This window comes from Bacillus sp. GC_Bacil_1 (genome assembly GCF_026540675.1).
GTDB classification, from domain to species: Bacteria; Bacillota; Bacilli; order Bacillales; family Bacillaceae_G; genus Bacillus_A; species Bacillus_A cereus.
In genome coordinates this window covers 248,044-258,841 of record NZ_JALNUG010000008.1, presented here as the reverse complement: position 1 = coordinate 258,841, position 10,798 = coordinate 248,044, and the positions used below count along the sequence as shown (strand labels likewise).

Below are 10,798 nucleotides of genomic sequence, written 5' to 3'. Positions count from 1 at the left end.
TTGTTTGAAGTTGGTCTGTGTTACCTTGCACTTGAAGGCTTGTAGATTGCTTATTGTTTACTGATTGTTGTTCCTCTGCAAACGATACCAATGGTGAAGATAATACCGTTAATCCTGCCGTGAATGCTACTACTTTTTTATTAAATTTAATATTCATTTTGAATTTGGTATATCTTACTACTTTAATAGATATACCTTCCTCCTTGTACTTCTTTTAGTCTGAATAATAGTGTGAATAATGATAGCCTGAACCTCAAAGATAATGCCTTAATTTTTCATTTCATATGATAAACCGAAATCTATAAGTCCTACTAGATATATCAGTATTTCAGAATTATAACACAGCACGATTGCAAAAATATAATTAAATAACATAAATAACCTTTAATGTATAGAACGGTTCTGGTGCAAAAATCCCAAGGCTCTTACAGCTAATATCTTAATCTTGAACATACTGATAGTATGAATCTAAAAAGAAGCATAATCAGTTAATCTATTTTCACACCAAAACCATGTTAGCTCCTATATAAAAAATACACCCCTTCTTTTCATTTTATTATTTCTTTTTACCTAGCGATTTAAGGCCACGTTTAATAACATCATAGAAACTTAGAGATTGTGACATATGACCTGGATCTACATATTCTCGTATAGCCCGAAGAACTTTCTTAGGTTCCTTAGAAGAAAAGGTGAAGATTCCATTTCTCTTGGTTTCAATAGCATAACGTGGAATCCATTTACCCTTAAACATTACAGAAGCTATAACATAATCTACTTCCTCCCATGGAATTTGAATAAATTTACGCGTATCACGAGAATTATAAAATTCAAACCCTTTATCACCAATCATAATTTTCCCATAGTCTGTAAGTCCCGTAAAAGCGGTAGCATCTATTACTAAATCTACCTTTGTATTAATTGATTGAACCATCATATCCACTCCATTTCATTTATCCTATTTATAATTCGTAACTTCAAACAATTAAGTCAATACAAAAAGTGGCTGAAACGATAATCCCCAGCCACTTTTTGTATACGAACTATTATCGATTCACAGGCTACTAACCTATACTTCAATCTCAACAATTCCTAAATAATAAATTTTAAGAATTGAAAACGTGAGCAACTTAAATTATAAAAGTCCGATTACGTGACCAACTACCCCAACTACGAATAATGAAAGAATAATAACAATTGGGCTGACTTTTTTCTTCAGCAACCACATGCAGAAAAATGTCAGAAGCAATGCAGCTAAACCAGGAATTAATTGATCTAAGTTATCTTGCAAGGTAGTTACTTTCGTAGGTGACAGTGCCATTCCTGAGTTTACTTGTTCAAAAGATTGACGAATCCCTTCACCATTTCTAGGAAGTTTGTCCCACTCAACATACGCACCTTTATCTAACTGAACTTCAGATACAACTGGCTTGAATTTAATTGATACCCATCGTTCCACCAAGGCTGCAAGTACAAACATACCAAGGATTGATGCTCCTTTTGTAATATCTTGTAATAATCCACCTGAAAGATCATCAGTGATTTTAGAACCGGCTTTATAACCAAATTCTTGTGTATACCACATAAATCCCCAACGGACCAGATTCCAAGCTAAGAAGAAAAGGATTGGCCCAAGGATATTCCCCCCCATTGCTAATGATGCTCCTAAAGCACCTAACATTGGACGTAAAGTAAACCAGAATACCGGATCACCAACACCGGCTAAAGGACCCATCATTCCAACTTTAACCCCCTGAATTGCCACATCATCAACTTCTGCACCATTAGCACGTTCTTCTTCAAGTGCTAATGTAACTCCTAGAATTGGTGAAGCAATATAAGGATGTGTATTGAAAAATTCCAAGTGACGTTTTAATGCTGCTTTTCGATCTTCTTTTGATTTATATAACTTTTTAATCGCTGGAATCATCGAGAAGGCCCAACCACCATTCTGCATACGTTCGTAGTTCCAAGAACCCTGAATAAATGTAGATCGCCATGCAACGGCTAAACGATCTCTTTTTGTTAATTGAATTTTTTCTGCCATTTGTCTTCTCCTCCTGAATTAATAATCGTTTAAGATATCATCAAGCGGGTCACCAGAGTTACCTCCACCACCATTTGAAGAACCACCCATTTTAGAAAGGCTCAAATAAATAAGAGCTAAAGCCACACCCAATGCACCAAGAGCAATAAGTGTTAATTGAGAAATCGCAGCTATTACGAAACCAATAATGAAGAATGGCCATACTTCTTTTGTTGCCATCATATTAATAACTAATGCATAACCAACAGCAACAACCATTCCCCCACCAATAGCCATTCCATCAGTTAACCATGCAGGCATTGATTCCAAGAATCCTTGAACGCTTTGTGCAGGGATAAATAAAAGTGCTCCGGCAGGAATTGCAATTCGGATACCCTGTAAACACACCGCAGCGATGTGTAACACTTCAATTTTTTTTATATTTCCTTCTTCAGCTGCCGTATCCATCATGTGAACAATAGGAACAGCAAGTGTACGAACAATCATTGTTAAGAAAAGTCCTGCTACTGCAAGTGGTACCGCTACTGCAATTGCTGATGCAACACCGCTAACACCTTGTCCGCCTAATACTAAAATGATCGCTGATGCAACTGATGCCAATGCAGCATCTGGCGCTACGGCTGCTCCAATATTTGCCCATCCAAGTGCAATCATTTGAAGTGTACCGCCAAGAACAATGCCAGCCTCCAGGTTACCTGTTACTAATCCAATTAGTGTACATGCCACTAGTGGTTGATGGAATTGAAATTCATCTAATATTCCTTCCATACCGGCTAGAAATGCAATTAGTATCACTAAAATTATTTCTATAGTAGACATTATGATCCCCCATTTCATTTACATTTACTATGTAACTACGATAATTCAACCTTCGCTTTTTTTAGAATATCATCCATATTTGCACGAGAATCATTAGGTACTTTACGTACATCAAAATGAATGCCTTTTGCTTTCATTTTCTCGAAAGCCTCTACATCTTCTCTTCCCATAGAAAGAACCTTATTAACAACAACCTTTCCAGTTGAATGAGCCATAGAACCAACGTTAACTTCTTTAATATCCACACCACCCTCTATAACTCTCAGGACATCTAGTGGGTTTTCAAATAATACCAGTGCATTAGTATTACCAAAACGGGGATCTTTTTCAACTTCAATCATTTTGCTGATTGGAATAACATTGGCCTTAACCCCTGGTGGTGCCGCCTGTTCGATTAATTTTTTACGAAGATCGTCTTTAGACACTGCATCTGAAACTACGATAATACGATTTGGTTGTGTAGACTTTGTCCATGCAGTCGCTACCTGACCATGCAATAAACGAGAATCCACACGGACTAAAACGAACTTGATTTTCCCATCACCAACTACTGTACCGGGAGCAAGTCCGCCATTTGCTTTTCCATCTTTTGCAACTGCGATATCAGTATTTTCTTTGGGTTCCAGCTCTTCAGGTTTAATTCTGACCCCTTCCTTGGCTGTTTTAATGATATGTGCTGCGATCTCTTGAGCAGACGTAATTGATAAACGGGATGCATAAGCTTCAATCACCATTGGTAAGTTTAAACCAGCAACGATTGCCCAATTGTCTTTGTGTTCTTCATACAAGCCATTAGCTTGATTGAATGGAGTACCGCCCCATAGATCGACTAAAAATAATACCTCATCTTGATTATCAAAAGATGCAACTGCTGCTTCCATTTTTGCTCTCAAATCGTCTGGCCCTTCGTTTGGCATTAAGGTAACAGCCTTAACATTCTCTTGCTCTCCAAAAATCATTGCGCCAGATTGTAAAATGCCTTCAGCAAATTGGCCATGGCTTGCTAGGATAATCCCTACCATCTCTCTACCTCCTAAATATTTCATCCTAATTTTTTCTGAATTGACGCAACCAACACAACTTTTCTTCTTCATTTCATCAATCTTTAACTATTAAAAACCAACTTTTTCTATCCTTGAGAAAACCACCTCCTAGGCTATTTAAATCTCACTTCTTTTATAAAATTTTGTTTACTACTAAAAATGAGTTTGTGAATCTCCAATTCATCATTTTTCAAATCATTACTTAAAACACATAATTTCTTAGGTAAAAGGTTCATAATCTTATAAAATAACCCACTACAAGAAAACGCTTTCAAAATATAGAAAGAACATACCGTTAAAAATCGTTGTTTCAAATACACTTACTCTAAACCTAATCAACTATAAATAGACTGAGTTGCGTCAAACCAAAATAGGAGTAAAACTCCACTTGCGAATTGCCTCATTGATAAGGAAAGCGTTTATCTCGAAAAACATGATTATCAATGTAAACGAACATGACAGAAATCAATTTAAAGTTCTTTCGAATGATAAAAATACCATGTAAGTTTTAATTACGCATATGTTACTCACCAAAAGTTCAATTGAATGACAGACTATACATATTTATCCTTTTCCCAAATAAAGAAAAGCACTGTTATTCGTATAATGAAATCGATTCCACTTACTAAAAACATTGCCGTTCTATCTGATAAGATGATTTATATCGCCTGCATACAAAATAACAAACCAAAAAAACAATAACCCACTCTTACGAGTCAAAAGTTTGCTAAAGATAGCTATCTAGAAAACAGTTTGTAGTTGGAGACAGAAATTTGATAAAAGAGTTGATTCGTCGCAAAAGAATATTTGGCATTGGTATTTTTGATCTTGGTTAGATTGTATATTTGCTCAATTTTAAAGAGAGTATGTATCAAATAATAATAATATTTGTAAAAAAACACATGAATATAACAATATAAAAGCAGCTCGTTTATCAGTTCTCAAAAGAATAAAACCACTATCACCCTCTACAACGGTTATATATTCATTATATCCATTGTGATTTTTTTCACAATGGATATAAATTGAACATTTTATGAATAAAACAATTCCACATTATAAGAAATATATAGTGATTTTTTTAGCATACATTTTTTACTTAAATACCCCTTTGCATTATATGATCGATAGTAAACGTGGTTAACTAATCGATTTCTAATTGAAGTTTAATATATTAATTGCTTAATAAATCAATTGAAAACCTATAGCTCCTATAATTCCTCCTATGGTACTACCAATTATGGGAATCCATGCGTATCCCCAATCCGAAGAGCCTTTATTACATATTGGTAAGATTTGATGTGCTAGTCTTGGGCCAAAATCTCGAGCTGGATTTAAAGCAAATCCAGTTGTTCCACCAAGAGATAAACCTATAGATACTATTAACGCTCCTATTATTATTGGAAGTAGTCCATCTGTAACTTTATTATGACTTATAGCTAAAATTGAAAATACAAATACTGCAGTGCCAATAATTTCACTTAACAAATTGGACGGCCAACTTTTTATTGCAGGGCTTGTAGAAAACACCGACAATATAATTTCTTGATTTTTAGTTTCTTTCCAATGTGGAAAATACTGGAGCCAGACAAATATTGAACCTAAAAATGCCCCCATCAACTGTGCACCAATATAGGAAGGAACTTCACTCCAAGGAAATAACCCTATACAAGCAAAAGCAATTGTAACTGCAGGATTCAAATGTGCACCACTTATGTTATCTACTATATATATAGCGAATGTAACTGCTAATCCCCAGCCAAGAGTAATTGCAACCCATCCGGAATTTTGTGCTTTGGATTTTTTCAGCAAAGTACCTGCTACAACGCCGTTCCCTAATAAAATAAGAACCAAGGTTCCAATTAATTCTCCCATAAATGGAGACATATTTATGACCCCCTTTGTTATTTCAAAAACCATTGTATAAACACAAGGGCATCATCAGCATCTTCCCCATCAAGAATTACATGTATTTCTGCTCCTCTTTTTACTGCTAAATCGATTAATTGAAGAGTACTTTTTGCATTAACTTTTTTACCTTTAAATATAAACTGAACCGAACAATCATAATCCCTTAAGCCATCTACAATTTCACTTGCTGATTTTGCATGAATTCCATCCTTACGAGTTACAATTAATTTTTTTTCGATTCTCATAAGATTAGCTCCTTTTATATTTTTATAATGGTTTTCGCTTCAAGTACAGCCTTAAATCTTATATATTTCTTCTAATATTCTGCCAATCCCTAATTCAACAACTGCTACGTAGGACCATCTATTAATGGTGAATCTGCTATTTTAATTTAAACACTCTTAATTAGAGTGCCTCCCAAATTTAGGAATACAATTACAACTCATTCATTATAAATAGACTCTTGAATTTATCGAACGCTTCTACCTACTTTATCGGTATCTACTCCTCCTGCAGCAACTATTAAAACACTGAAACTTAATTGGATGAGTAAAGCTTTTAAATCTCTTAACTAGTAGATAGCCATTAGAAAATAAAGCTATCCCTGCATTACTCATCACAATTGCTCCCTAAGTTCATTAACAATATCTTTTTCACCTATAAGAGATAAACATAGAGTTTCAAAGATAATAAAAGATGAGACTGCTCCTGGATCTAAATGACCAATAGACCTTTCTCCTAGAAAAGAAGCACGCCCTTTTTTAGCTAATAATGGCTTAGTTTTTTCCATTTGTTCTCTTGCAAAAATGATAAGACCAATAGGTTTTATTTTTTCTCCATTTCTTTGGATATACTTCAAAACAGGATCCCAAACATCAAGCATTGTTTTATCTCCTATCTGAGTTTTTCCTCTTAGACAGATGCCATTTACAGATTCTTGAAAAGCAAGCCCCAATTCATTGATTGTAATTTTATTTTTCCCTTTCAAAACACTACCAGCCCTTAAAAATGCAGTTCCATATAAAGGTCCTGATGCACCTCCAACCTTTGAAATAAGTATCATTCCAATATCATGAAATACATTTCCAATATCATCATAAGCTGTATATGATATCTTTTTTTCGACCTCTTTAAACCCTCTATTCATATTAATACCATGGTCTCCATCACCTATGAATTGATCAAGTTGCGTTAGGTTTTTTTTTTGATACTCAAGTTGTTTTGCAGTGAGTTGCATCCAATTGATGATATGTCTTGGTGTAATATACATGTTGGCCCTCCTATTGTACACGCCAGTTAGTCGTATTTGCTGGATCATTAAGCAAAGCAGATAGTTGTCCATCTAGTTTTAATAAAGTAATAGAAAAACCGGCCATATCAATCGCTGTCATGTATTCCCCAACATATGTTTTACAGATATCGATACCAGTTTTGTTTAATATTGTGTTAACCATTTTATTTATAATATATAATTCCATTAACGGCGTTCCACCTAATCCGTTTACCATTACTGCAACTTTATCACCAAATTTCAATTGCATATCACTTAAAATATCCTCTAAAAGGAGTTTAGCCATTTCATCAGCTGATATCATACTAATACGATGTGTTCCAGCTTCACCGTGAATACCTATACCAACCTCTACTTCATTTTCACCAATTTTATAACCGACTGTACCAGCTCCAGGTATAGTGCACGTTTTTAATGCCATGCCCATACTACGTATATTAGCAATTACTTTATTTGCAACATCTTCAACTTCTTTAAGCGATGCCCCTTTCTCAGCCATTGCTCCAGCTATTTTATGTACAAATATTGTTCCAGAAATTCCTCTTCTTCTCATAGTGTGTGAACTATTATTAATAGCAATATCATCATTAACAATGACTGTAGCAATCGGGATTCCCTGTGCTTCAGCCATTTCAGCAGCCAATTCAAAATTCATTATGTCTCCTGAGTAGTTTTTTACAATTAACAAAACCCCACTTCCAGTATGAACCTTTTGAATCGCTTTCAAAATCTGGTCTGGTGTAGGAGAAGTAAAAATTTCACCCATTACAGCAGCATCAAGCATCCCTTTACCAACAAATCCTATATGCGCTGGTTCATGACCACTCCCGCCTCCGCTGACAATTGCCACTTTTCCTTGAAATGGACTATTAGCTCGAATAATTATATTTGTTTCAGGCATATTTTGTAGTTTATCAGAATGTGCAAACAACATTCCGTCAATCATATCCCTAACTACTTTTTCTGGATTATTAATAATTTTTTTCATGGCATCTATTCCTTTCCATTAGTCGCCGCTAGTACCCTAACATTTAATTTTATTCCCTCCTACAATTCCCTTTTATTATAAAAACCTATAATGATTTCACTTGGACATTTAGCTTTAAGCCTCCAATTCCATCTAAAAAGATTTTTCCAATGTTTGCTTGCTCAAATTTCCCTTTCCTCATGTGAAGTGCTCCAGTGAATACTCCTTTTTCATGCTCAAATAGCTCACTTTCAATTAAATTAGGGGGGATAGCCGCACAATTTACTAGAATAAACGACTTATCCTTTCTGAAAAAAGCTTTATGGATACCTTTACCTATAAGTTCTTTTCCTGTTTCACTCTCTCCAGTAATAAGAATCGTAGAATCTAATTCTGCCACTTCATTCGCAACAAAGAGCGTCTTCATTAAAGTGTCACTATAAATAATAATGTCTGAAAAAGAGTTGTTTAGTTTTTTATATTTCGACAATTCACATTCTAAATACTTTATTCTTTTCTTTTCAAGAGTCAATTGGTCTAATAATGATTGTGTTTCATAAATAGATTCATCGTTAAAAGTATTCCGCTCAATTTTGCTATAAGTGTAGCTATGGCTCGAGCATGTAGGCCATTTGTAGTATGAATATTACTTACAATCCTTTGTATCATAAGAACCCACTTCATAATAATACATGCATAAAAATACATAAAACTCAACCAGTGAATTTTATGTATTTTTATTTTTATTATTAAAACCCCAACTATTATATAATAAGATTATTTATACAAAACCTGATAATATAGGTTATTAATACTAATTTTCCCATTTCATCTTTCTTAAAAAATAGTATTTGATTTTTGATAATCATAACACTATCTTTTAATCCGTCATATAACAGACGAAAAATATACATAAAATATTCATAATTCTGCACTCAGAATTTTGATAACATTAGATTCAAGGCTAGATTTTCAGCTTACTTATAAAAATATCAAGGAGTGATCATCATGGAACGTATCCTAATTAGCCCGCAAAAATATATTCAGGGAAGAAATGTAATTGAAAAAATTGGAGAGTATGTAAAACCGCTAGGATCCAATTTATTAGTTATTGCAGATGAATGTGTTTGGCATCTTGTTGGTGAAAAAGTTATGGAAAGCTTTCATAAACAAAATCTAAGCTTTGAAAAAGTTGGTTTTAATGGTGAAAGTTCTGAAAATGAAATTGCAAGAATTGAGAAAATAGGAAAAGAATTTGGTGCTGATGTAATCATTGGTATTGGTGGTGGTAAATCAGTAGACACGGCAAAAGCGGTAGGAGAAATTCTTTCAGCCAAAGTTGTAAGCGTTCCCACTATTGCCTCAACAGATGCACCAACCAGTTCTCTTTCTGTTATTTACTCTGATGATGGAGTATTTGAGAAATACAAATTTTATTTAAAAAATCCGGATATTATTTTAGTAGATTCCCAAGTCATTGCGCAAGCTCCATCCAGATTTTTAGCTGCTGGGATTGGAGACGGAATGGCTACATGGATTGAGGCTAAAGCAAATTTAGAATCACGAAAACCTGCTATGGCTGGTGGACTATCTACCTTAGCGGCTGCTAAAATTGCAGAACTCTGCTGGGATACCTTATTTGAATATGGAGAAGCTGCGCTTTTAGCAGTTAAACAAAAAACTGTTACTCCAGCAGTTGAAGCCGTAATAGAGGCAAACACCTTACTTAGTGGACTTGGATTTGAAAGTGTCGGGTTGGCTGCAGCTCATGCAATCCATAATGGTTTTACTGTTTTACATGATAAGACTCATGATTTGATGCATGGAGAAAAGGTTGCATTTGGCACATTAGTACAAATGGCAATGGAATCTTGGACAACTGAAGAGCTATATAACTACATTGATTTCTGTATCAAACTCGGCCTACCTACTACACTTGAAGATTTGAACTTAGGTGATGCAAGTAAAGAAGAATTGATGAAAGTTGCAGAAGCTGCCTGTCAAGATGGTGAAACTATACATAATATGCCATTTGAAATTTCACCAGAAATGGTTTTTGATGCAATTATTGCCGCTGATGCTTATGCTACTGAGTATAAATTAAAAAAATCAATTTAAAATTACAATACAAAAATTAATAAACTTTAATTAAACGTATTTTAAAAATTTAATTAAATGTATATTACACATTATTAAATTTCGTATATGTCCTTTAAGCATTTAGCAAAATAACAATACAATATAATAAAAACTAAATAAACATTAAAATTTATATGTATCATGAAATAATCTGAAGACTTCATCCAACACATAAAAGCACAAAATATTTAAACAAAACATAGCATTATGTCAAAATTAATCTTGTAACTGAATTTTCACACCAAAGATAAATATAGAAATAAAAAAAACCTCTTTATGAGGTTTTTTCTAGTCCTATACTTTTGATAATAAAATAAGCTGTTTTATTATAAACAATAGGTTAGCAACACCATCTTAACATATGAAAACAAAAAATCTATGTGTCAATTTTTCAAACACCCTATAGTTTTTATGAGAATACTAAAAGAAATAACTAATAAAAAATGTAGGAGAAGTAATGGACTTAATTTATGCTGTTTCCCGTTTACCTACTCAACTAAAGTAAGACAATTTTAGAAAACCTAAAAAGAATAATCTCATTTTATTATTAAAAAATACAACAAATTGTTTAGATTTAGTAATAG

10 protein-coding genes are annotated in these 10,798 nt (G+C 33.8%); 1 reads left to right on the top strand and 9 read right to left on the bottom strand.

What is annotated here, in order from left to right:
• Positions 1-556: 556 nt before the first annotated feature.
• The 9 genes from OXT04_RS14835 to OXT04_RS14795 form a co-directional block, all read right to left on the bottom strand.
• Entirely contained in the window at positions 557-934 is a 378-nt protein-coding gene (locus OXT04_RS14835) for a DUF956 family protein (protein WP_009327551.1), read from the bottom strand.
• Between the two features lie 198 nt (positions 935-1,132).
• The gene (locus tag OXT04_RS14830; protein ID WP_071714019.1) at positions 1,133-2,044 is read right to left on the bottom strand and encodes a PTS system mannose/fructose/sorbose family transporter subunit IID; all 912 of its coding nucleotides are present in this window, start codon (positions 2,042-2,044) and stop codon (positions 1,133-1,135) included.
• A gap of 18 nt (positions 2,045-2,062) precedes the next feature.
• Positions 2,063-2,863 carry a PTS mannose/fructose/sorbose transporter subunit IIC gene (locus OXT04_RS14825; RefSeq protein ID WP_000103758.1) on the bottom strand — a complete coding sequence of 267 codons (801 nt, stop codon included), beginning with the start codon at positions 2,861-2,863 and terminating at the stop codon, positions 2,063-2,065.
• Positions 2,864-2,898: 35 nt separating this feature from the next.
• Positions 2,899-3,885, bottom strand: coding sequence for a mannose/fructose/sorbose PTS transporter subunit IIA (locus tag OXT04_RS14820; RefSeq protein WP_029443212.1), 987 nt, complete (start codon positions 3,883-3,885; stop codon positions 2,899-2,901).
• Between the two features lie 1,203 nt (positions 3,886-5,088).
• Positions 5,089-5,793 (bottom strand): MIP/aquaporin family protein, encoded by a 705-nt coding sequence (locus OXT04_RS14815; RefSeq protein ID WP_029443211.1) that lies wholly within the window; start codon positions 5,791-5,793, stop codon positions 5,089-5,091.
• A gap of 17 nt (positions 5,794-5,810) precedes the next feature.
• On the bottom strand, positions 5,811-6,062 hold the full coding sequence (locus OXT04_RS14810) for an HPr family phosphocarrier protein (protein ID WP_029443210.1): 252 nt from the start codon (positions 6,060-6,062) through the stop codon (positions 5,811-5,813).
• Positions 6,063-6,433: 371 nt separating this feature from the next.
• The gene (gene dhaL / locus OXT04_RS14805) at positions 6,434-7,087 is read right to left on the bottom strand and encodes a dihydroxyacetone kinase subunit DhaL (RefSeq protein WP_097877207.1); all 654 of its coding nucleotides are present in this window, start codon (positions 7,085-7,087) and stop codon (positions 6,434-6,436) included.
• Between the two features lie 10 nt (positions 7,088-7,097).
• A complete protein-coding gene (gene dhaK / locus OXT04_RS14800) occupies positions 7,098-8,096 on the bottom strand; it encodes a dihydroxyacetone kinase subunit DhaK (RefSeq protein ID WP_267415617.1) in 999 nt (332 codons plus the stop codon).
• Between the two features lie 85 nt (positions 8,097-8,181).
• Complete coding sequence (locus OXT04_RS14795; RefSeq protein WP_231009628.1) at positions 8,182-8,502, bottom strand: sigma 54-interacting transcriptional regulator; 321 nt, start codon at positions 8,500-8,502, stop codon at positions 8,182-8,184.
• Positions 8,503-9,083: 581 nt separating this feature from the next.
• Between OXT04_RS14795 and OXT04_RS14790 the strand changes: the two genes are divergently transcribed.
• Positions 9,084-10,193: a glycerol dehydrogenase gene (locus OXT04_RS14790; RefSeq protein ID WP_097961979.1), complete on the top strand. Its 1,110-nt coding sequence runs from the start codon at positions 9,084-9,086 to the stop codon at positions 10,191-10,193.
• The last annotated feature ends 605 nt before the right edge of the window (positions 10,194-10,798 follow it).

Coding starts and splice junctions, on each gene's coding strand:
- OXT04_RS14835 (WP_009327551.1), bottom strand. CDS start 934: ATGATGGTTCAATCAATTAATACAAAGGTAGATTTAGTAATAGATGCT.
- OXT04_RS14830 (WP_071714019.1), bottom strand. CDS start 2,044: ATGGCAGAAAAAATTCAATTAACAAAAAGAGATCGTTTAGCCGTTGCA.
- OXT04_RS14825 (WP_000103758.1), bottom strand. CDS start 2,863: ATGTCTACTATAGAAATAATTTTAGTGATACTAATTGCATTTCTAGCC.
- OXT04_RS14820 (WP_029443212.1), bottom strand. CDS start 3,885: ATGGTAGGGATTATCCTAGCAAGCCATGGCCAATTTGCTGAAGGCATT.
- OXT04_RS14815 (WP_029443211.1), bottom strand. CDS start 5,793: ATGTCTCCATTTATGGGAGAATTAATTGGAACCTTGGTTCTTATTTTA.
- OXT04_RS14810 (WP_029443210.1), bottom strand. CDS start 6,062: ATGAGAATCGAAAAAAAATTAATTGTAACTCGTAAGGATGGAATTCAT.
- dhaL (WP_097877207.1), bottom strand. CDS start 7,087: ATGTATATTACACCAAGACATATCATCAATTGGATGCAACTCACTGCA.
- dhaK (WP_267415617.1), bottom strand. CDS start 8,096: ATGAAAAAAATTATTAATAATCCAGAAAAAGTAGTTAGGGATATGATT.
- OXT04_RS14795 (WP_231009628.1), bottom strand. CDS start 8,502: ATGAAGACGCTCTTTGTTGCGAATGAAGTGGCAGAATTAGATTCTACG.
- OXT04_RS14790 (WP_097961979.1), top strand. CDS start 9,084: ATGGAACGTATCCTAATTAGCCCGCAAAAATATATTCAGGGAAGAAAT.